Source organism: Vibrio navarrensis (assembly GCF_000764325.1).
Lineage (GTDB): Bacteria > Pseudomonadota > Gammaproteobacteria > Enterobacterales > Vibrionaceae > Vibrio > Vibrio navarrensis.
Window position 1 is genome coordinate 2849801 of record NZ_JMCG01000001.1, and the last position, 22150, is coordinate 2871950.

21 protein-coding genes are annotated in these 22150 nt (G+C 49.2%); 11 read left to right on the forward strand and 10 right to left on the reverse strand.

The window, feature by feature from the left end; genetic code table 11:
• Nucleotides 1-10 precede the first annotated feature (10 nt).
• Together EA26_RS12625 and EA26_RS12630 are read right to left on the reverse strand one after the other, a co-directional pair.
• Nucleotides 11-484: a hypothetical protein gene (locus EA26_RS12625; RefSeq protein WP_152593688.1), complete on the reverse strand. Its 474-nt coding sequence runs from the start codon at nucleotides 482-484 to the stop codon at nucleotides 11-13.
• A 7-nt stretch (nucleotides 485-491) separates the two neighbouring features.
• The gene (locus tag EA26_RS12630) at nucleotides 492-1025 is read right to left on the reverse strand and encodes a nicotinate-nicotinamide nucleotide adenylyltransferase (protein ID WP_039427969.1); all 534 of its coding nucleotides are present in this window, start codon (nucleotides 1023-1025) and stop codon (nucleotides 492-494) included.
• 147 nt (nucleotides 1026-1172) lie between these two features.
• On the opposite strand from EA26_RS12630, the gene nadE reads away from it, so the two are divergent.
• Complete coding sequence (nadE, locus tag EA26_RS12635; RefSeq protein WP_039427970.1) at nucleotides 1173-2003, forward strand: NAD(+) synthase; 831 nt, start codon at nucleotides 1173-1175, stop codon at nucleotides 2001-2003.
• A gap of 88 nt (nucleotides 2004-2091) precedes the next feature.
• Here the strand turns inward: nadE and EA26_RS12640 are convergent, their stop codons facing one another.
• Nucleotides 2092-3909: a hybrid-cluster NAD(P)-dependent oxidoreductase gene (locus EA26_RS12640; protein WP_039427973.1), complete on the reverse strand. Its 1818-nt coding sequence runs from the start codon at nucleotides 3907-3909 to the stop codon at nucleotides 2092-2094.
• Between the two features lie 215 nt (nucleotides 3910-4124).
• Between EA26_RS12640 and pyrC the strand changes: the two genes are divergently transcribed.
• Together pyrC and EA26_RS12650 are read left to right on the forward strand one after the other, a co-directional pair.
• The gene (pyrC, locus tag EA26_RS12645; protein ID WP_039427976.1) at nucleotides 4125-5153 is read left to right on the forward strand and encodes a dihydroorotase; all 1029 of its coding nucleotides are present in this window, start codon (nucleotides 4125-4127) and stop codon (nucleotides 5151-5153) included.
• Nucleotides 5154-5372: 219 nt separating this feature from the next.
• Complete coding sequence (locus EA26_RS12650; RefSeq protein WP_226978270.1) at nucleotides 5373-6467, forward strand: GGDEF domain-containing protein; 1095 nt, start codon at nucleotides 5373-5375, stop codon at nucleotides 6465-6467.
• Nucleotides 6468-6492: 25 nt separating this feature from the next.
• Here the strand turns inward: EA26_RS12650 and EA26_RS12655 are convergent, their stop codons facing one another.
• Complete coding sequence (locus EA26_RS12655) at nucleotides 6493-7407, reverse strand: DUF808 domain-containing protein (protein WP_039427982.1); 915 nt, start codon at nucleotides 7405-7407, stop codon at nucleotides 6493-6495.
• A 169-nt stretch (nucleotides 7408-7576) separates the two neighbouring features.
• Here EA26_RS12655 and EA26_RS12660 point away from each other — a divergent pair, with 169 nt between their 5' ends.
• Nucleotides 7577-8494 carry a M14 family metallopeptidase gene (locus EA26_RS12660; RefSeq protein ID WP_039427984.1) on the forward strand — a complete coding sequence of 306 codons (918 nt, stop codon included), beginning with the start codon at nucleotides 7577-7579 and terminating at the stop codon, nucleotides 8492-8494.
• A gap of 17 nt (nucleotides 8495-8511) precedes the next feature.
• On the opposite strand, the gene EA26_RS12665 is transcribed toward EA26_RS12660, so the two are convergent.
• Complete coding sequence (locus tag EA26_RS12665; protein WP_039427986.1) at nucleotides 8512-9300, reverse strand: AraC family transcriptional regulator; 789 nt, start codon at nucleotides 9298-9300, stop codon at nucleotides 8512-8514.
• A 99-nt stretch (nucleotides 9301-9399) separates the two neighbouring features.
• On the opposite strand from EA26_RS12665, the gene EA26_RS12670 reads away from it, so the two are divergent.
• The 3 genes from EA26_RS12670 to EA26_RS12680 all read left to right on the forward strand — a co-directional run bounded on the left by EA26_RS12670 (nucleotide 9400) and on the right by EA26_RS12680 (nucleotide 11303).
• A complete protein-coding gene (locus EA26_RS12670; protein ID WP_039427989.1) occupies nucleotides 9400-10308 on the forward strand; it encodes a DMT family transporter in 909 nt (302 codons plus the stop codon).
• Between the two features lie 102 nt (nucleotides 10309-10410).
• Nucleotides 10411-10896: an acyl-CoA thioesterase gene (locus EA26_RS12675; protein WP_039427992.1), complete on the forward strand. Its 486-nt coding sequence runs from the start codon at nucleotides 10411-10413 to the stop codon at nucleotides 10894-10896.
• Between the two features lie 161 nt (nucleotides 10897-11057).
• Entirely contained in the window at nucleotides 11058-11303 is a 246-nt protein-coding gene (locus EA26_RS12680) for a hypothetical protein (RefSeq protein ID WP_039427993.1), read from the forward strand.
• A 344-nt stretch (nucleotides 11304-11647) separates the two neighbouring features.
• Here the strand turns inward: EA26_RS12680 and malG are convergent, their stop codons facing one another.
• From malG to malE, 3 genes are all read right to left on the reverse strand, one after another.
• Nucleotides 11648-12538: a maltose ABC transporter permease MalG gene (gene malG / locus EA26_RS12685; RefSeq protein ID WP_039427996.1), complete on the reverse strand. Its 891-nt coding sequence runs from the start codon at nucleotides 12536-12538 to the stop codon at nucleotides 11648-11650.
• 12 nt (nucleotides 12539-12550) lie between these two features.
• Nucleotides 12551-14122, reverse strand: a complete 1572-nt coding sequence (malF, locus tag EA26_RS12690; protein WP_039427998.1) for a maltose ABC transporter permease MalF — start codon at nucleotides 14120-14122, stop codon at nucleotides 12551-12553.
• 75 nt (nucleotides 14123-14197) lie between these two features.
• Nucleotides 14198-15379 (reverse strand): maltose/maltodextrin ABC transporter substrate-binding protein MalE, encoded by a 1182-nt coding sequence (malE, locus tag EA26_RS12695; protein ID WP_039427999.1) that lies wholly within the window; start codon nucleotides 15377-15379, stop codon nucleotides 14198-14200.
• 663 nt (nucleotides 15380-16042) lie between these two features.
• Between malE and malK the strand changes: the two genes are divergently transcribed.
• The gene (gene malK / locus EA26_RS12700) at nucleotides 16043-17158 is read left to right on the forward strand and encodes a maltose/maltodextrin ABC transporter ATP-binding protein MalK (RefSeq protein ID WP_039428002.1); all 1116 of its coding nucleotides are present in this window, start codon (nucleotides 16043-16045) and stop codon (nucleotides 17156-17158) included.
• A 182-nt stretch (nucleotides 17159-17340) separates the two neighbouring features.
• Here the strand turns inward: malK and EA26_RS12705 are convergent, their stop codons facing one another.
• Together EA26_RS12705 and EA26_RS12710 are read right to left on the reverse strand one after the other, a co-directional pair.
• On the reverse strand, nucleotides 17341-17541 hold the full coding sequence (locus EA26_RS12705) for a restriction endonuclease subunit S (RefSeq protein ID WP_039428004.1): 201 nt from the start codon (nucleotides 17539-17541) through the stop codon (nucleotides 17341-17343).
• A 45-nt stretch (nucleotides 17542-17586) separates the two neighbouring features.
• Nucleotides 17587-19500 (reverse strand): methyl-accepting chemotaxis protein, encoded by a 1914-nt coding sequence (locus EA26_RS12710; RefSeq protein WP_039428005.1) that lies wholly within the window; start codon nucleotides 19498-19500, stop codon nucleotides 17587-17589.
• 287 nt (nucleotides 19501-19787) lie between these two features.
• Between EA26_RS12710 and EA26_RS12715 the strand changes: the two genes are divergently transcribed.
• From EA26_RS12715 to EA26_RS12725, 3 genes are read left to right on the forward strand one after another with little or no spacing between them, the layout of a single operon-like run.
• Complete coding sequence (locus tag EA26_RS12715; RefSeq protein WP_039428007.1) at nucleotides 19788-20744, forward strand: AAA family ATPase; 957 nt, start codon at nucleotides 19788-19790, stop codon at nucleotides 20742-20744.
• 3 nt (nucleotides 20745-20747) lie between these two features.
• Nucleotides 20748-21665: a DUF58 domain-containing protein gene (locus tag EA26_RS12720; protein WP_039428010.1), complete on the forward strand. Its 918-nt coding sequence runs from the start codon at nucleotides 20748-20750 to the stop codon at nucleotides 21663-21665.
• Nucleotides 21665-22135, forward strand: coding sequence for a DUF4381 domain-containing protein (locus tag EA26_RS12725; protein WP_039428012.1), 471 nt, complete (start codon nucleotides 21665-21667; stop codon nucleotides 22133-22135). Before EA26_RS12720 ends, EA26_RS12725 begins: the two co-directional genes overlap by 1 nt.
• The last annotated feature ends 15 nt before the right edge of the window (nucleotides 22136-22150 follow it).

The following is a 22150-nucleotide window of genomic DNA, read 5'->3' on the forward strand; positions in this document are numbered from 1 at the left end:
AATGCGCGGTTTAAAAAGGCAGTTCGATTTGCATCATCACATCCCCTTCGGATGTATCGTGCCAACGGTAATCAAAGCGCATGCGAGGATGGCCTGCTTTTTTGTCGCCAAAACCAATACTAAAGAGCACACCATGGCTGCGTAACCACTCTTCTGTCGTCATGCTCTGCGCCTCTTTCTGGTACTCTTCTGGCAACCAGAAACCAATGCCGAAATGGTTGCTTGCTAAATTTTGACTGATTACAGGACTGTCTTCAGACTTAAGCGCCCATTCATCCCAATAATCTTTTTGTTGTGTGGTCTGTTGATCATCCAAATGCAGTATCACTGCATCGCTTTCATGCTCATCGATGCTCTGACATGCCTCATACATCTCATCTTCCAGCATCACCGAACGCTCTTCGGGTAGAACGCATGAAGCGTAAGCGTGTTGAGACAGCAGCAGATAAAAACTCGCGATGATCAGATTCTTCAGCATACTCATCAGACCTCTACTCAGAAGCGGGCATTGTCTTATACAGACACTTTTTAATCAATAATTTTGTGACCGATGCAGTAGTTAGCGTATGTAAGCTCTCTCCATTTTCAGCCGCCCGACGAATATCGGTACTTCTTATTTTTAGCTTCTCAGGGCAAGCCATCACTGACCAGCGCTTGAGTATTTCTTGCGCTTTATGGAAGTCTGCAAACTTAAAAAAGTTATCTGGTCCGATCACAAAGGTAATATCGGCATCAGGATACTTTTCTTGAATTTTTTCTAATAGGGCAAAAGTGGTGACGCTTTGACCTGGCTGGTATAACTCTTGCTCAAATGAGGAACGCTGAATGTTCGAGAGCGACAGATCCTCAATAAATGCGTCAAGCAGTTCGCACCGAGTTGGGTAATCGAGCATGGTTTTGCCCCACGCGTGGGCAATCGCCGGTTCCAACAGGACTAAGTCAAAATGGGACAGAGACTCGATCACACTTTTGTGACCCAAACTGGGGGGATTAAACGCGCTCCCAAATACAGCGATTTTCAGCATAAATGGTATTTACCCGGGCTTTGGAGTTTTCTCTTCAAATGAATCGGGTATGATACTACCAGTCTTGATTATTTTGTATTACTCATCTGGATTTACCCCTTCATGCGTACTTCAGATGACTTAAGCTTGCAGGAAAAGGAAACCGAAATGGAACAACTCATCCGCGATGAAATGCGTGTTCTCCCAACAATTGACCCGCATTTTGAAATTGAACGTCGCGTTTCTTTCATCAAACGAAAACTGCTTGAATCCGGGTGCAAAGCACTGGTTCTCGGTATCAGCGGCGGTGTCGATTCCACGACTTGCGGCCGTTTGGCACAGTTAGCCGTCAATGAGTTAAATGCAGAGAGTGGCACTAACACCTATCAATTTATCGCCGTACGCCTTCCTTATGGTGAGCAAAAAGACGAAGACGAAGCGCAGTTGGCGCTCTCGTTTATCCAGCCAACTCATTCCGTTTCTGTCAACATCAAACAAGGCGTCGACGGCTTACACGCAGCGTCACACCAAGCGCTAGAAGGCACGGGCTTAATTCCGAGCGATGCGGCCAAAGTAGACTTTGTTAAAGGTAACGTCAAAGCGCGTGCTCGCATGGTGGCGCAATACGAGATCGCCGGTTACGTAGGTGGTTTGGTGTTAGGAACGGATCACTCCGCAGAGAACATTACGGGTTTTTATACCAAATTTGGGGATGGCGCTTGCGATATGGCTCCCCTATTTGGCTTAAGTAAACGTCAGGTGCGACAAGTCGCCGCAACCTTGGGCGCGCCAGAATTGCTGGTGAAAAAGACGCCAACAGCAGATTTGGAAGAGCTCGCACCACAGAAGGCCGACGAAGATGCATTGAATCTGACGTACGAGCAGATTGACGATTTCCTCGAAGGCAAACCCGTCAGCCAAGCAGTGTCTGAGCGACTGATTACTATCTACAAAGCCACCCAACATAAACGTCAGCCTATTCCAACCATCTACGACTGAATAAGTCGCTGACATTACACCATGTAAAAAGCCAGTTGCGCTGTGCAACTGGCTTTTTGTTTACTGCGGATGAGAAAGTTGTGCGAGGTTAGCCAAGCTGGAAAGTCACATCCGACTCTGGTACGCAGCAACACGCTAGCGCTTTACCGTCACGTTTCTCTTCCTCCGACAGCGCAGGCACGTCCGGCTGATGAACGCGCCCTGCGGTGACCGTCACTTTGCATGCGCCACAAAATCCGGCGCGGCAACTGTAGCTCATCTCCAATCCTGCATTTTCCACTTGTTCGAGTAAAGGCTGCTGATTGTTGCCGTCAAATTCGTGCTCACCGAAGCGGATGGTCACGTTTTGCAGCGGTTTATTGGTTGCAGCAGAAACACCAAAAGCTTCTTGATGGTAATGGTTTTCAGGCAAGCCTTTTTTCAGTAATAGGCTCTTAGCTTTTTGCATAAAGCCATCTGGCCCGCAAACAAACACCTGACGCGTCTCAACCGCTGGGATCTGTTTGATGTGCGATAAGCTCAGCCGTCCTTTGAGCCCGAACCAATCCACTGGCGCTTGAGTTAAGGCGATTTTCACACTCAGGCCCGGATGCTGCGCTTTCAGCTGCTCTAACTCGTCACGGCACGGAATGTCTTCAACACTGCGGCACTGATGGTAAAACACCACATCGTCCATCGCTTGATGATCAGCCAAATAACGCAACATGGAGAGCATCGGAGTCACACCACTTCCGGCTGAGAGCAAAAGTAACGGGCTGTGTTTATCGGTGAGTTGAAACTGACCATCGGGCGTTTGCGCACTGAGCACATCACCGACAGCCAGATGCTCTGCCAACCAGTTCGATACGCGCCCACCTTCAATACGTTTGACCGAAATAGCATAACGCCCAGGTCGAGATGGGCTCGATGAGAGCGTATAGCGGCGCGCAATCCGGACTCCATCAATTTCAATTTCAATCGGTAGGTGCTGGCCGGGCTGGTAGATAGGCAATTGCCCCGACTTTGGCTCTAACCAAAAGGTGATAAAATCACGCGCTATGGTCTCTTTCTCAACACAAGTCAGTTCAATGCGCGCTGGCGAATTGTCTGGGTAGAACTCTCTCTCTTTGCTTTCGAGCACTTCTACGCGATCGCCCGCGCGGATCATCCCTTCATTAAGCGCCACTAGGTTCTGGCCAAAAAACACGCCGCCACGTTCATTGGCTCTAAATTGCAGCAAGGTTTTCAGCGGCTCTTTACTCTGGCGAAACTGACCTTTTTCTACATCCACTGTGGTCAATACGCAGCGCTCACACGGCTTGACGGCCTCAAATTCCACCTCGCCAATGCGAATACGTTTCCAACCATCCTCGGCAAACGCATCGGTATTACTCACCACTAAATTGGTGCGAAATTGATCCATCAGATGATGCTCAGGGCTGCGGCGATTCAGCTCCGCCAAAGACGCTTCACTGATCACAAGTAAGGGATAACCGTCGGCAAAACTGACGTTGTGCCCTACTTTCTCACGCACTCTGTTCGACTGTTCACCGCAAAACAACAATTCGACACGCTGCTGCAACACGTCACTAAACCAGTCGTCCGCTTCATCGGTGGTGGTATAGGCAATAAACTGATCTTTCCACACCTGCGCGGGTGCTTCTTGCATTTTAAAATCGCGGTAGCGAATCGTCAGTGATGGTTTGCCAATAGAGCTAAACACCACACCGTCAGCCACAAGCGCGGAAGAAATGGTCACCAATTGAGGATACTTGCGCGCCGTCACCATGCCACCATCGGCGGTTGCCAGCATAAAGCGGCGGTCAAAACTCAGCCCCTGCTTCTCGACCCAAGCACTGGAGAGGGACAGTCCACCGACCGATTTCACCGGAAACACGTTAATTTGTTTGAGAATGGCTTGTGACATGGGCTTCGCTTCCTTGTTATTTGGCGTAGAGCATATGATAACCAATTGATATCCATGTTAAAACGTTTTTAATTTGCAGAATGACAAACTGTAACCGCAATGAAAAAGCGGATGAAATGACAGACGCTTTCCTATATCATCCTGTCGCCTAAACGGTAGCGTTTGCGCAAACTGTTTAGGCTCCTTTCGGATCACAACTTTTGGTGGGAGCAACAATGACAACACTTACGATTACTCGTCCTGACGACTGGCACGTTCACCTACGCGATGGCGAGGTTTTAGCCGATACCGTTCGCGATATTAGCCGCTATAACGGTCGCGCACTGGTGATGCCCAATACCGTTCCTCCTGTTACCACCACCGAAATGGCGCACGCTTACCGCGAGCGTATTATGGCGCACCAACCCGCCGCCCAGTTTGAACCACTGATGGCGCTCTATCTTACCGACAACACTACCGCTGAAGAGATTCACCGCGCTAAAGCGAGTGGTATCGTCGTCGCGGCGAAACTCTACCCAGCTGGTGCAACGACAAACTCCGACTCTGGTGTAACTGACGTAAAGAAAATTTACCCAACGCTGCAAGCGATGCAAGACGCAGGTATGCTGCTGCTGGTACACGGCGAAGTGACTCATCACGATGTCGACATTTTCGACCGCGAAAAGACTTTCCTTGAAACGGTTTTAGCGCCGATTGTGAATGACTTCCCCGGTCTAAAAATCGTTTTAGAGCACATCACCACCTCAGACGCGGTCGACTTTGTCAACCAAGTGGGTGACAACGTGGCGGCAACCATTACCGCTCATCACTTGCTTTACAACCGCAATCACATGCTGGTTGGTGGCATCAAACCGCATTTTTACTGCTTGCCAGTACTAAAACGCAACACTCACCAACTGGCGCTACGCAAAGCGGCCACCAGCGGCAGCAAAAAGTTTTTCCTAGGGACCGATTCGGCTCCGCACGCTAAAGGGGCGAAAGAGTCCGCGTGTGGCTGCGCCGGCTCTTACACTGCGCACGCTGCACTTGAGCTCTATGCTGAAGTGTTTGAACAAGAGGGAAAACTGGAGAATCTAGAAGCGTTTGCAAGTCACAACGGCGCCGATTTCTACGATTTACCACGCAATGCAGACACCGTTACTCTCATCAAGCAAGCGTGGTCCGTTCCGGCTTCCATGCCATTTGGCGGTGATGAAGTAGTGCCTATCCGTGCGAACGAAACAATAGAGTGGGCCGTACAATAATCGATTGGTAACAAAAATCGCAATAAGGCCGCTGATTTTAGCGGCTTTTTTATTCCTTTCACATTTCATCATCTACGCTTATAAGTGACACTCGGAGCGGCAAACCAACCGTCTCTAATAATCTATAACAATGATTGACGGCGCGATATGCATCTAGATTTAGATATAAGAACTTTGTCCATTGTTTCCGTATTGGTCTCAACCGCCTACGGTATTGGCATGCTTATGCTAAAAGCGATTCAAACGACTCATATTCGCGGGTTACAAACGCTCGTCTTCGCTATCTTTTTGATTGTATTTGGCTTTCTGGCACTCAGTTTTGGCAACTCAACCACTTTCTGGCTATCAAAGATTCTCGCCAACAGTGCCATAGGTTTGGGATATGCCTTAATCGTCGCCGGGCTCAGCCAGTTCCGTCAAGCCTCATCCAACAGCACCACCATCGCATTAGCTGGTTTTCCTGTATTGGTGCTGTATCTGATTTTTTACTCTGAGTTCCAAATGTCGACCAACGCGAGAATCATTGTGTTGAGTATGTACATTTCTCTTTGTTGCGCGCTCAACGCCTATGTTGTCGCTCGCGGCGAAGCAAAAGATCACCCCATCGCAGTACGCCTGCTTTCAACCGCCTTTTCGCTGATGTCACTGTGGATGCTATTTCGCGCCGTGTTCACCTATCAAAGTGCAGAAATAGATGACTTTATGCTCGCGAGTGATATTCACCAAATCACTTTTCTGCTCTCGATTGCGATGATTTTGACGCTTGGCTTTACCTTCCCACTGATGGTCAACGCACGCTTGGTCACCAACATTTATAATACCTCGCTGCTTGATCCTCTCACCAATCTCTACAATCGACGAGCGATGGAAGATATGGTGCCACGCGAACTGTCGCGGGTCGAAAGAAACCATTCTGAGCTATCGATCATTTTGCTGGATATAGACCACTTCAAACAAGTCAACGATAAATATGGCCACCAAGTGGGGGATGTCACCTTGGCTGGGATCGGACAACTGCTCAATACACATTTGCGCGGACAGGATTTGTCATTTCGTATCGGTGGCGAAGAGTTTTTAATTTTGCTGCCCGGCACCAACTTAGACAGCGCGTTAGTGGTGGCAGAAAAGCTGCGGCAAATCATGGCAGAAACGCAATTTTCTCCCAAGCAACAAGAACCTTGCACCGCCAGTTTTGGCGTCGCGCAACTGCTGCAACACGACGAGTGGGATAGTTTGCTCAACCGAGCGGATGCGGCCTTGTATCTGGCAAAACGCAAAGGCCGCAACCGAGTCTGTTTGGTATCCGATATTTAAACCCGCAAAATAGCAAACTGGCCGATTATCCAGCGAACTGAGCGCGAATCTTTTGCACACCAGTGACAATAGCCACCACGATTAACCCCGCGAGCACCCCAATCATACCGTTAAGTAGCACTGGGAGCAGCGCATTAGCCAAGGTGTATGCCGAGAAATTCATTAACACAGGTTCAACCAGATGATGGATGGCCGGAACGTTGTGCACCACGATGCCTCCACCGACAAGGAACATAGCAGCCGTTCCCACTATCGTTAGCCCTTTCATTAGCTTAGGCGCAAAGCGAATCAAGCTCTGACCCAGCGTGTTGCCAATCCCCTTGCCTTGCGAGCGGCGTTCGAGATAAAAGCCAAGATCATCGAGTTTGACAATCGCCGCAACAAGGCCGTAGACACCGATGGTCATGACAAAAGCAATCAAGCTCACCACCAATATTTGCGCGCTGGTACTTTGCCCTTGCACCGTACCCAGTGCTATCACGATAATTTCCGCCGAAAGGATGAAATCAGTTCGTACCGCCCCTGCAATCTTCTGCTTTTCATAGGCCGCGATATCAGTAATCGCTTGTTCCGTTGCGATTTCCTTCTCTTTTGATGGTTGTGCATGATGCCACTTTTCAAGGATTTTCTCCGCGCCTTCAAAGCAAAGAAACAGACCACCGAGCAGAAGCAGCGGCATGATTAACCAAGGGACAAAAGCACTGATCAACAGCGCCGCAGGAACCAAAATGCATTTGTTTCTAAACGAGCCCTTGGCAACCGCCCAGACAACCGGAATTTCCCGCTCTGCGCTCACCCCAGACACTTGCTGGGCATTAAGTGCCAAATCATCCCCTAACACACCAGCCGTCTTTTTCGCCGCCACTTTAGAGATGACGGCCACATCATCCAACACGGTGGCAATGTCATCCAATAAGGTTAATAAACTCGCCCCTGCCATTTTATTGTCTCGTTATATAAATTACTGTATTTCAAAATGTAACAGCGGCCTTGATTCTTGCAAAGCAATAATTCAGATCGCGATGGGAAGCGCCTTCACTCGGTTGTTTTCGGCTCAGAGTCGATCTACCCTTGGCTCTTCATCCACAGGTACGCCTAAAGGGAATGCCATGCAAACAAGACAAACTTACCCCATCGGAACACCGGGACAAAAATGGGGAGAAGAGGAGCGCCTGGCTTGGCGAGCTCAAACTCACATTCAACGTGAATACCAAAGTGACGTGGTGCCAAAGATTCAAGCTTTGACCGAGCAGTTTGACGTCGCACAATATGGCGCGCTCTCTTACGACCCCGCCCGTTACCCGCTTTTTTGCCTCAAGAGCAAACATTGGGACGAATCAAAGCCAACGGTACTGATTACCGGGGGTGTACACGGCTATGAGACCAGCGGTGTGCATGGCGCTTTGCAGTTTATGGCAACCGAGGGCAAACGCTACGAATCTCACTTCAATCTGGTGTGCGCACCTTGTGTCAGCCCTTGGGGCTATGAAGTGATCAACCGTTGGAACCCCAACGCACTCGACCCGAATCGATCTTTCTATCCTAATAGCCCAGCAGAAGAATCGGCCAATTTGCTCAGTTTGGTGGCGGAGTTAGGCGATGTGCTGGTGCATTTCGATCTACACGAAACAACCGACAGCGACGAAAGCGAATTTCGCCCAGCGCTGGCAGCGCGTGATGGCCAAGAATTTGAACCCGGTAACATTCCGGATGGTTTTTACACCGTCGGCGACAGCGAAAACCCGCAGCCAGAGTTTCAAGCAGCGGTCATTGCTTGCGTGGCGAAAGTGACGCACATTGCGCCAGCGGATGAAAATGGCGAGATCATTGGCTCTCGCGTGGTGCAACATGGCGTGATCAACTACCCAATGGCGAAACTGGGGCTTTGCGGCGGCATCACGCAATGCCGTTTTGGCACCACCACGGAAGTTTATCCTGACAGCCCTAAAGTCACCGCCCAAGAGTGCAACGACGCACAAGTGGCAGCGATTGTCGGCAGTTTGGATTACGTGATCAGCACGCTTTAGAGCCAAACTCCACTTGGTTACAGCAAACGGCTTTTATACTGCTCCGGGGTTAGCCCGGAGTATTTTTTAAACATCGAAATGAATGGGCTCGCCTGATTGTAACCCAGTGTCAGCGCCACCTCTTTTACCGTTTGCCCTTTGCGCAACAGCTCCATCGAGTAAAGATAACGCACGCGCAGCCGCCACTCGGTAAAACTCATCCCTAATTCACTCTGACAATGCCGCGCAAGTGTGCGCTCTGTGGTGTGTACGCGCTCCGCCCAAGCAGAAAGCGGCGTACCGTCGGTCGGATTTTCTTCCACATACGCCAGCACAGGCGCCAGATATTTATTGTTCGACGAGGGCAAAAAGTGGTGTTCGGTTTTTTGCGTCGCAAGCTGATCGAGCAATACCTGTACCAAACGTTTGTCAGCATCACTTTGCGCCACACTGATATCACGAGCGCGAAAATCTTCAATGATCGCCGACACAATGGGCGTAATCTTGATCAAACTGGTTTTGGCGGGAAATTGATCCGTCAAACTGCTGGAGATATTCATTGAGCAATATTCAAGCGGGCGACGATTGTAACTCTTGTGTGTCACGGCCGGAGGCACCCAAATAGCCAAATGCGGCGGCGCAAGAAAGCGGGTGCCTTGTGCTTCCATCTCCAGAATGCCGCCACTGATCAGCTGCACTTGCCCCCACGGATGACTGTGCGCACGCGTCTCGGTATTGGACAGAAACGCCTCAAAGTTCATGAATACGTCGGATGGTGCCCGCTCTATCGATAAAGAAGGATGAAGGTTTCGCGTCTTTTTTTTCAAACTTGTCTTCCTGTCACGCGCAATGTCTGATTGGAGATACATATAATTATACAGACCTGCCAAACTTTAATTCAACTTACATAGTGCGAGCAGGATCTCATGGTGTATCTTCTTCCGTTATTCACAGTATTCATCTGGGGTGGCAATTCGATTGTCAATAAACTCGCTGCTTCCACCATCGAACCCAGTGCGATGAGCTTCTATCGCTGGTTTGTGGCGATGGTGATTTTAACGCCATTTTGTCTGCCGGGAGTCATTCGCCAGTGGGCGACCATCAAGCCTCACCTCACTAAACTGGCGTTTCTGGCAATGTTAGGGATGGTGCTCAATCAGTCGCTCGGTTACTACGCCGGGCTCACCACATCGGCATCGAACATGTCCCTTATCACTTCGCTGGTGCCGCTGCTGAGCGTATTTTTAAGTCTGCCCTTGCTTGGTAAAAAGATTTCACCACTGAGTCTGGTTGGCGGAGTCGTCTCACTGGCAGGCTTAGCGTTGATGCTCGGCGAAGGCGACCCAAGCTACTTTTTCCACCAACCCATTACACCGGGAGATGGTTTGATGGTACTTGCCGCTATCGTCTACGCCGCCTATTGCGTGCTGCTCAAGCGCTGGAAAATGCCGATGTCTAATTGGACACTGATTTACATGCAAGGCTTGTTTGCCGTGGCCATGCTCACGCCGCTTTGGCTGACCAGCGAGCAGTTGCAACCGTCATCGGCTGCGTTACCACTGATTTTGTACGCTGGCATTGCTGCGTCGATTCTTGCTCCCTGGATGTGGGTTAAGGCCATCGACACCATCGGAGCCGACTCCAGCGCAATGTTCATGAATCTGCTTCCGGTGGTTTCCGTCACATTGGCAACCACCTTGTTGGATGAACAGATCTATCTCTACCATTTCACGGGGGGATTGATGGTGGTCAGCGGCGTCATTCTATCGCAGATTAAACGGCGTAAAAAAAGTGTCCCCGGGCCGGCAGAAGTCTCCACTGCCAGTATCTCTTAGCCCAAAAATCACTTTATTGCGCCACACAGGTTAAACTGATTGCCAATAAGTAACATCTTTGTTATCAAGTGTCTGGTATTTTTGCCAACAAAGGATTGCTCTATGAGTCGTGGTCAACGCAATATTACTCTTCGTTTTCTCGCTGAACCGAGTGACGTCAACTTCGGTGGCAAAGTCCACGGCGGCGCCGTCATGAAATGGATCGATTTGGCCGCTTACGCCTGTTCTGCCGCTTGGAGTGGTAAGTATTGCATTACAGCCTACGCCGGGGGAATTCGTTTTGTCGCCCCGATCCACGTCGGCAATCTGGTCGAAGTCAGCGCAAAAGTGATCTACACGGGAACCACATCCATGCACATTGCCATCGATGTGCAAGCCAGCGATCCTAAAGATCTAAAAAATCGCTTAACCACTCACTGTATTGTGATCATGGTTGCCGTCGACCAAGAAGGGACACCGACGCCTATTCAAAAGTGGGTGCCAGAAACCGATGAAGACAAAGCGCTGGAACAATCTGCGATTAGGTTGATGAACATGCGCAAAGAGATCGGTGAAGAGATGGAAGCACACGTTAAGTATCTCAAATAACGAATTCCTTAAGCTCTGCGCGCAGCCGTCGCGCAGAGTCTGCTCCCAATTTCGACGAATACACTGCTCTTGTTACATCATCCTGAAACCAATCTGTCATAAATTCTTCATTCATCTTTGCTCTAATCGCAATATTCCAACGACCAGCACAGGCTCATCAATTGAAACTTCAGGAAACGACACTGAGTGAAACTACCCTTTCCAATCTAAAATCCGTCGAATACCAGTGGGTTAGAACCATGTATGTGGAAGGTTATAACAATGATGAGATCAACCACTACATTCGCACTTGCTTTGGCGGTGACTCTACGTTTGCCGATCTGTTTCGCAAAGTCGCGCTGCAGCAAGAAAGCCTTTATACCTTGCTGCAATACTTAGGCTGCGCCCCGTCCAGTCGAGAGTTTTAACCCCCCTCTTTTCCCGTTCTTTCAAGCTCGCGGTTATTTTTGTGAACTGATACGCATCAGGTGTTCATGCATCTGGGAGAATTATCGCTAAATGGGTAGTCTTCTCACGTCTGAAACATAATTTACAGATATAAAAAAGCCTGAGTCTAAACTCAGGCATCTGGTTACAAAAACTGTTAGTTTTTAAGCGTAAGGAACAAAGCTAACAGCCAGCTATGCGTAACGCCAGAAATGCCTTTGCTACTGATCGGCGGCCAAACCAAGAGTGTAGACAAAGGACAAATAAATGAGCGACCTGTTACGGTCGCTCTTATTCTTATACTTTCCAGTTAATGCCTTAGCGATTAACCTTTCACACCACCGGCAGTTAAACCACCAACTAGCCAGCGCTGTGCGAGTAAGAAAACGATCGTGATTGGCAGTGCAGACAACACAGCAGCAGCGGCAAAGTCGCCCCACAGGTAGTTTTGTGGGTATAGATACTGCTGCATTCCAACCGCTAATGTGTACGAGTTTACATCAGAAAGCAGTAGTGATGCCACAGGAACTTCACCTACTACACCGATAAACGACAGAATAAACACCACCGCGAGGATTGGCACAGACAATGGCAGAAGCACCAAACGGAATGCTTGCCAAGGTGTTGCGCCATCTAACGCCGCCGCTTCTTCCAGCGAGTTATCGATAGTTTCAAAGTACCCTTTGATCGTCCAGACATGCAGCGCAATACCACCTAAGTAAGAGAAGATCAAACCGCCGTGCGTATTCAAACCAAGGAAAGGAATGTACTGACCTAGTTTGTCGAACAGAGCATAAAGTGCTACCAGAGCCAATACCGCTGGGAACATCTGGAAAATCATCATCGCTTTTAGGATAGTGTCTTTGCCTTTAAAGCGCAGACGTGCAAACGCATAAGCCGATGTGGTAGAGAGGGCCACAATCAGCACTGATGTGATGCCTGCTACTTTCACCGAGTTCCATAGCCAAGTGAGTACTGGGAATGGTGGTGGCGTGACACTGCCATCCGCGTTAGTCACGGCAAAGCCGAGTGCCAACTTCCAGTGCTCCAGTGATGGGTTATCTGGGATCAAGCTGCCTGTCGCAAAGTTACCTTCACGGAATGAGATCGCGACGATCATCAACAGCGGGAAGATAATCATTGAGAGGAAAACCCACAGAGCAATATGCGTCGCCCAGACACGGTATTTAAGAGAGTTACCTTGTACCATTGCCATTTTTACTGCTCCTTAGTTCTGAGATAGCTTAGTGAAACGCAAGTTAAGCAGTGCTAATGCGCCAACCAGTAAGAAAATCAACGTTGCGATGGCACTCGCCAAACCGAAGTCTTGACCGCCGCCGCCTTCAAACGCGATGCGGTAGGTGTAGCTAACCAAAAGGTCAGTGTAACCTGCGGGTTCTGAAGTGCCGATCATGTTCGGGCCACCAGAGGTCAATAGCTGAATCATCACAAAGTTGTTGAAGTTAAACGCGAAACTGGCAATCAGCAGTGGCGTTAGCGGTTTGATCATCAGTGGCAATGTTACGCGAGTGAAGTTATGCACAAAGTTCGCCCCGTCAATCGCAGACGCTTCGTAGAGATCTTCAGGAATCGCTTTAAGTAGACCCATACACAGGATCATCATGTAAGGGAAGCCAAGCCAAGTGTTGACGATCAACACCATGCTTTTCGCCATGATCGGATCTGAGAACCAACTTGGGCTGATACCAAACAGCGCGTTCAGTACCATGTTGATCTCACCAAAGCTTTGGTTAAACAAACCTTTAAAGATCAAGATGGAGATAAACGCAGGAACAGCGTAAGGCAAAATCAGCAGAACACGATAAATTGCGCGACCTTTTAGCTCTTCCCACTGCACCACGCTGGCTAATACGAGACCAATCATCAGGGTGAAAGCGACAGTCAAAATCGAGAACACCACGGTCCAGATGAAGATGCTGATGAAAGGTTCTTTGATGCCTTCATCTTTCCATACACGCTCAAAGTTATCGGTACCAATTTGCACCACAAAGCCCGGAGAAACGGTACTACCCACAAACTCGCCTTGCTCGTTGATCGCTTGGTAGAAACCAACATCCATATTCGGCTTAAGCAGCTCGCCCGTTTGGTTGTTTTTCAGTGTCTCACCATCGGCTTGCATGGTGTACAGCGGTACAACCCCAGCAAACTTACGAAGGCCGCTCATGCGGATCTCTTCACCGCCAGGGAGATGCAGATCGATGCTGTTCAGCGCGCTACGGTTACTCACGATAGTTTTGATCGGCTCAACTTCGCCAATCGGCGTTTCTACTGGCATCAGACTCAGCTCAGAAGGCGCAGCGCCTATCGCGAAATCGTCCGTTGAAAGTGACACGTCACCATCTTTAATCACAATGCGATAGCCTGCATCGGTTTTGTATAGGGTGAATGGATAACTTTCACCGCTTTGGAAAGTGCGATCGAGTAAAACGGTTTGCGCGCGCTCCAAAGAAAGTTGGTTTTTAGCACTGTAGTTGGTAAACGCGAGACCGACGGTATACGCCAACGGGAAAAGAATGAACAAGATCATTCCGGCGATACCAGGGTAAATGTAGCGGTGTGCGTACGTCTTTTTACTACCAAAAATATACAATGCCAACGCAGTAAGAATGATAGTGAGCATTGCAAACGCAACCTCACCTCGGGAATACATCAGAATTGTTGCGTATCCGTTAAGAATGCCGATGGTGCCAAGAAGTGCCCACTTGATAAGCACTTTTTTACTGCCCGGCACACTGGTTGCTGGAGCTGTCATAGCATCTGTACCTTGAACTGACTGCATAGGAAACCTGCTAGCGATATAAAAACATAAAAGAGAGAAAAGTGAGGAGGAGTTACCCCCTCCTCAAAAGGGTATTTATTTAGTCATTTGTTTTTCTGCGTCTGCCAGTGCTGCATCCACAGTTTGACGACCATCAACAACGTTGACGATAGAGTTCTTCGCCGCACCCCAGAATGCACCCATTTGAGGGATGTTTGGCATGATTTCGCCGTTCATTGCGTTGTCCATGGTCGCAGCGATACGAGCATCTGCATCCAGTTCACGTTGGAAAGAGTTCAACGCAACCGCACCTAGTGGTTTATCGTTGTTCACCATACGTAGACCATCGTTGGTTAGCAGGTAGTTTTCGATAAACTCAACCGCTAGGTCTTTGTTTGGCGATGCCGTTGAGATACCAGCGGTCAGAACGCCAACGAACGGTTTAGAAGACTGGCCGTTGAATTTCGGCAAAGTGGTTACACCGTAGTTGATGCCCGATTTCTCAACGTTACCCCAAGACCAAGGACCGTTGATGGTCATGGCTGTTTTGCCTTGGTTAAACGCCGATTCAGACACTGAGTAATCCATATCCGCAGAGATAACGCCTTTATCAACCAGTGATTTGACGAACTTCATCGCGTCTTTCACGCCGTCTTTTGCGATACCTGCGTCTTTCACGTCGTAACCTTCAGAGGTGTACTTGAACGCATAGCCGCCATCAGCCGCCATCAGAGGCCAAGTGAAGTACGGTTCTTTTAGGTTCCACATGATGGCTGATTTGCCTTGTTTTTTCAGTTTCGCGTCCAACGCTTCCACTTCTTCCCAGCTCTTAGGCGGGTTTGGCACCAAATCTTTGTTGTAGATAAGTGACAGTGCTTCAACTGCCACTGGGTAACCGATCAGTTTGCCGTCGTATTTCACTGCATCCCATGCGAAATCAACGATGCCTTCTTTGATTCTTTGCGAAGGTTTGATTTCAACTAGGAGACCCGCTTCTGCATAACCGCCAAAACGGTCGTGCGCCCAAAATACGATATCAGGACCATCGCCAGTCGCTGCCGTTTGTGGGAATTTGTCCTGCAGGCCGTCTGGGTGTGCGACGGTCACTTTAATGCCCGTTTCCGCTTCAAATTTCTTACCAACTTCAGCAAGACCGTTATAGCCTTTGTCGCCGTTGATCCAAATTGTCAGTTGTCCTTCTTCGATGGCAGCATTCGCACCAAAAGAACCCAGTGCAACAAGAGTACCTAGTGCTACAGCGCTTAGAGCATTTTTCATGTTCGTATCCTTTTTATATTTTGATGTAGGGCTACTCCACAGAGGGTGAGCCGTATTTCGACATGTATCATCTGAAAAATACCGCTATGACTCATCCTCCTATCCTCTACGCCCTCGATATTATGGCGCATTTTCGTGATCTGCATCGTTACCGTACCGCGACCTAAATCACAAAATAGTCACTTGATGTGATCGAATTCATATTTGCAACATTGATTATTGTGATGTTTGACCACTCTGCGTTGGCAGGCAAGTTTATCGCTCCTCCCTGACTACTCCCCCTACAATAAATTGTGACAGGAGGATGTCGGCTTGCTCAGGATCGAAGAAACTTCACTCATCCAAGAGTGGATGGTAAGAACCCTTTCCAGCAGAGTCTGATTAGACCCATTTTTCGCTGGTTTTAGCATAGCCATGCGGGTGAAATAGCATACGTTAAGATGTTAGTGGTAATTATTCACGGGGGAGGCATCTTAATAATGTGGGGGAGAAAAACCCGTATTTGGCCATGGCGGGTAGCACTTTCAATCTGAAAATGGTTAAAGTGCTACCCTATTTTCTTACTACATCCCTGCTTACCGATTCCTACTGTTACTGTCCGCTTCGATAATTCATATAATGATGGGCAGTGAATTATAAAAAAATTGATCGAGGACGAGCTAAATGGCGAGTGTCACGTTAAAAAATGTTTGTAAAGCGTATGGCGACGTAATGATTTCTAAAAACGTCGACTTAGAGATCCACGAGGGCGAATTCGTCGTTTTCGTCGGACCATCAGGCTGTGGTAAATCGACTCTATTGCGTTGCATCGCAGGGTTGGAAGACATCACCTCCGGCGACCTTTACATCGGTGATAAACGAATGAACGATGTTGAGCCATCTAAACGTGGCGTTGGCATGGTTTTCCAGTCTTACGCGCTCTACCCTCACTTGAATCTGTATGACAACATGTCTTTTGGCCTCAAACTGGCAAAAGCAGACAAGAAAGAGATCGACAAACGCGTTGAACAGGCGGCTGAAATTCTTCAGTTGGGTCACTTACTAGAACGCTTACCAAAAGCCCTATCCGGCGGTCAGCGCCAGCGTGTCGCGATTGGCCGTACTCTGGTTTCTCAACCAAACGTGTTCCTGCTTGATGAACCGCTTTCTAACCTTGATGCGGCGCTGCGTGTCCAGATGCGCGCGCAGATCACTAAACTGCAACGCCAGCTTGGCTGCACCATGATTTACGTTACCCACGACCAAGTGGAAGCGATGACCATGGCCGACAAGATTGTCGTGCTGGATGGCGGTTTCGTTTCGCAAGTGGGTAAGCCGCTTGAACTTTACCACTACCCACAAAACCGTTTTGTTGCTGGCTTTATCGGTTCACCAAAAATGAACTTCATGAGCGTGATGATTGAAGATGCCGAAGCCAATCAGGTGAAAGTGAAACTGTCGAACGGCACCTCGTTCTGGATCCCGGTTGACGGCACAACGGTAAATAAAGGCGATCGTATGTCTCTAGGCGTGCGTCCTGAGCATTTAGTGTCGGCACAAGACGGTGACGCAGTCATCGACGGTGAAGTGATGATCGTCGAAAAACTGGGTAACGAAACGCAAGCCTACCTCAACTTAGAAAGTGCGGATGCGGACGTGATTTATCGCCAACCTGATACGCTTGATGTGGAAGCGGGCGATCGCTTGGAGATCGGCATCCCAGCGCACCGTTGCCACTTGTTCCACAGCGATGGCCGTGCTTGCAAACGTCTGTTTAATGAAAAAGGCGTCGAGCGTTAATTTCACCCTCTTCGCTATGCATTCAAGTTGCTAAATCAACGCCTTCTTTGTGGAAGGCGTTTTTATTGACACGATGGTCTATGACGGCGCGTCCGCTCAACAGCAGCGCCCAGACTTTCAAACAAACAAAAAGGGAAGCCGTGCTTCCCTTTCGTCTATCCATGCTTCACTGAATGGTTAGCTTAGTGGATCGGTGCGTCACCTTTCGCTGCAAACTGACCGAAATACTGCTCTAGTACTTCCGGAGTCAGTTTACCTTCCGCTTCTAACTTCTTTAGTTCTGCAACAATCGCTTGTTGCTCTTCTAGAGAAGGCAGTTTTACTTCTGGTTCTTGTGCCACTTCCGCAGACATTGCTTGCAGCTCTTTTTCAAAATCCGTCATGGTTCTTACCTAAAACATCGAAACTAAGCGGAATTCTACCTGACTCTACAGTTTGAAGCTACCTACCATGGAATCGAGGCGTTGTGACAACAAGCGAAGGTCACGGCTCGCCTCGGCAAGCTCTTCTGCGGTGTTGGTGGTCACCTCGTTAATGGCATTAATTTCTTCGATATTTTGGTTGATGGTATGCACTACTGTCGATTGCTCTTCCGTCGCAGTGGCGACTTGAGTGTTGCGATCAGATATGTCAGAAATACGCTCAGAGATACTCACCAGCACATGCACCGCTTCATCGGTCGCTTCCACCCCTTCAAAGGTCACGGTTTTACCCGCTTCCATCGCGGTCACCGCATCTTTGGCATCACTTTGCAACTGGTTGATCATTTTCTGAATCTCTTCAGTTGACGACGCGGTGCGACTGGCGAGATTACGCACTTCATCCGCCACCACCGCAAAACCACGACCTTGCTCTCCTGCACGCGCCGCTTCAATCGCTGCGTTCAGTGCTAACAAGTTGGTTTGGTCGGAGATATCGCGAATCACATCCAAAATCGAGCCAATGTCTCTGGTTGTGGTTGCCAGTTGCGTCACCACTTGGCTGGTTGCTTCCACATCATCCGCTAAACGGGCAATGACGTTTTTCGCTTTAGACACCACTTCACGCCCCAGTTTGGTGTTGTCTGACGCTTGGTTGGCGGTATCGGCTGCGGTTGCTGCGTTGGACGCAATCTCGCTGATGGTCGCCCCCATCTGGTTGATCGCGGTGACCACTTGGATGGTTTGATCTCTTTGCTCTTGGCTGTTGTTGTGGGTGGTGGATGCTTTCGAAGAGACACTCTCCGCCGCTTCACTGAGCGACATACTGGTTGACGCCACTTCTTTCATGGTGGCGTGGATTTTCTCAATGAAGCCATTGAAACCCGATGAAAGCTGAGCGATCTCATCTTGCCCTTTCACTTCAATCCGTTGAGAAAGATCGCCTTCGCCTTTACCCAAATCAGTAAAACGCAGCGCAATTTGCTGGATCGGCTTGGTGATGCTGTTGGCCAAAAACACGCCCATAAGAATGAAGATAATTGCCACTACACCAGTGGTAATCATCATTTGCGTCGCAGCGGCGTTCAGCTCCATAAACACCTCTTCGACGGGTACAACGCCGACCACAAACCAGTCCATCGATGGCACATAGGCACTGGCTACAAACACATCTTGGCCACCCATTTCAATTTGCAGCACGGTCGGTTTGCTTTTATTAAGCAGTGCAACTGAGTTGGAGTCAATGTAGGAAGAAAGCGGTTTACCTACCGCCTGCTTGTCGCGGTGAATTTGGATTTTACCCGCGCTATCTACCAGAAACACATAGCCGCTGTCTTCAATTTGGAAGCCGTTCAGTTTATCTACCATCTCATCCATCGACTTGGATACGCCAGACATGGTAAAGCCACTCAGATGCTGGTAGTTGGCAAACATTTTCACCTCGCCATTGGCTTCGGTAAAAATGCTCACCATGGTTTGTTTACCCGAGTTGGTAAAGCCAAAAAACCAGCCATCTTGCGAGTGATTGAGCTGACGTAGAAAACCATTTTGGTTCCAGTAATACGCGGTCTGACGGTTTGCAACCGACGCATCGTTAAGCTGATACTGCTCTTTGACGTTATTCAGTTGCTTAATCAGCTTGGTCTGACCTTGCGGGTCAGCCGTGTCACGCACACTTTCACGTACAAACTCATTTTTTGCCAACTGCTCTGCAGCGGAGAGCAGCTGAGACACATCCTTGTCTACTTGCAGGTTAATTTGGTTCAAGATCAAGGGCAGTTCGATATCAACCAAACGATGGCTGATAACGTCTCTTGATTGTTTCTGCGCCATGATACCCAGCAAAATGGTGGAAGCAAGGACAGCAAAAGTTATCCCGATGACAACTTTTTGTTTAATGCTCAGGGAGTGAAGATTCATCATATTTGGACCTTTAATTAGAATCACTTTCTGTGTGGTGCCTGCGCACAATGCGCTTAGACTGGCAAATGCTTTTAAAGAATAGTCTATTACATTCTCATGGACGGAAAATATATCGGCTAAGTCTGCAAAAACTGGAGAAAAACCGTCATAGCGCGATTTTTTACCTCAATCTGTTGATCTCCTCTTGAGATCACTTGCTCAGCCCCCATAACAATCAACGAAAAAATAACGGAACTTTCTTTACTTTTTGTGAACAAAGACAAAAAACTCAATTGATGTAAGTAACCATGCAACACGCTCATTTTGAAGGATTAAAAAGCTATCTTGAGGGCCAAGTCGTTGGTCAGCATGAATTAGTCAAACAACTGCTTATCGCACTTCTCGCCGACGGACACATTCTGGTCGAAGGGCCTCCGGGGCTGGCCAAAACTCGCGCGGTCAAAAGCCTAGGCGATTGTATCGAAGGGGATTTTCACCGCATTCAGTTCACGCCAGACCTTTTACCTGCCGATTTGACCGGAACCGACATTTTTCGCCCGGAAACGGGAGACTTCACTTTCCAAGCAGGCCCGATTTTCAATAGCTTGATCCTCGCCGATGAAATCAACCGCGCGCCCGCTAAAGTGCAAGCCGCGATGCTGGAAGCGATGGCCGAGGGCCAAGTGACCGCAGGGCGCCATACCTACCCGCTACCGGATCTTTTTTTGGTGATGGCGACGCAAAACCCGATTGAACAGGAAGGCACTTATTCCCTGCCGGAAGCGCAATTGGACCGTTTTCTCTTGCATCTTGAGGTCGATTTCCCAGATGAAGATAATGAGCTTGCCATTTTGCGCATCAACCGGGGGGAAGCCAAAGGCGAAAAGGCGGTGGACAAACCACGCGTAACACAGCCTGAGATCTTTGCGGCGCGCCAAGCCGTGCTCAACGTGCACATGGCGGAAACCTTGGAGCGTTATCTGGTGCGTCTGGTGATGGCAACCCGTGCTCCTCAGCAGTACAGCGATGAGCTGGCGGGCTGGATCACGATGGGCGTCAGTCCAAGGGCTACCATCGCGCTGGACCGATGCGCTCGCGCACACGCTTGGCTTAGTGGCCGCGATTACGTCACACCTGCCGACATTCAAGCCATGGCGTACCCAGTGCTACGCCACCGAATCATGCTGAGCTATCAAGCGCAGGCAGAAGGCGTCACCGCCAATCAGGTGATTGACAAACTCCTCACTCTGGTTGGCAGCGTGTAACTTATGGCTCAGTTTGCACTGCCACCGCACAGCAACGGGGTTACTTTGTCGCTGGAAGAGCTTTTGTACTACAAAAGCCAATCGATACGCTGGCAGCCTCCGGCACGCTCACTTTGGTCCGTGCTTGGCGGGATGAACAGCAGCCGCCAGCGCGGTCGAGGAATGGACTTTGAAGAGGTACGCCAGTATCAGGCTGGTGATGATATTCGCAGTATTGACTGGCGCGTCACCGCCAGAACCGGTAAGCCGCACACCAAGTTATTCAGCGAAGACAAACAGCAATCGGTGCTGATTTATCTCGATTTGGGGCCAGATATGCTGTTCGGTTCTCAATATCTGTATAAATCAGTTCAAGCCGCCCATCTCGCCGCCGTTTTGATATGGACCACGCTCAGTAAGAAAGATAGGATTGGCGCGCTCATCGATACGGGCTCAGAGCTGCTGGAGTTTAAGCCAACCAGTCTGGTCAAAGGTGGGCTGACGATACTTAACGCCATCCTAAACGCTCACAATCGTGTCGTTGCAGATAGCCCTACTCATCTCAACAGAGCCGCAGTAATACCGCGACTGCAACGGATGTCGGCCAAAGGCAGTGAGATCATTTTTATCAGCGATTTTGTGCGTTTTGCTCCATCGGTACTTGAACAGATCGCGACGCTGAAACAGCATCATAGCGTGCGATTAGTGCAATTGTATGACCCGCTAGAGTACGGTGAAACCGATTATCGGGGCCAGTTGAAGCTGACCAACGGGCAAACCTCACGCTGGTTTAATTTTGGTTGTAAACAACAAAAAATGGACTTAAAAAATAACTTTGAACAGCATCAGCAGCAGCTTCGTCTGTTAAGTTATCGTCATGGAATTCCGTTTAGCACGCTCTCTTGCGCTAAACCTCTCATCAATCAAATTGCAGAACAATAATGACAACCCAAACTGATACTTTAGCCTTGCAGCCTATTCTTCTTCCTGCCACTCCCTCTTGGTTTCCACTTGCTTGGGGTTGGTGGGCAGTGCTTGCCGCCGTGGTCACCACACTGCTGTGTATCGTGCTTTATCTCCGTTGGCGTACCCATAGGCTGCGTGCCAAGCGCACTGCACTGAAACTGTTTGAAAAGCCGATCGTGGCACATACCCCTTCTTCGGCGATTGAGCTGCTGCGCCAAGCCGCGTTGTGCTATTTCCCGCGCGAGACCATCGCGTCGCTACATGGAGAAAAATGGTATCAGTTTCTCGATTTGCAGCTCGGTGAAGCGCGCTTTTGCAACAAAATGAACGAGTGGCAAGCCGCCTTATATCAGAGCAAACGCAGCGAACTCGACGCTGAACTTATCAACGACTGTAAAATTTGGGTTGAACGGGCACTACCGCCTAAGCGAGGTAAACGTGGCTGAGCTACAAGGATTGAG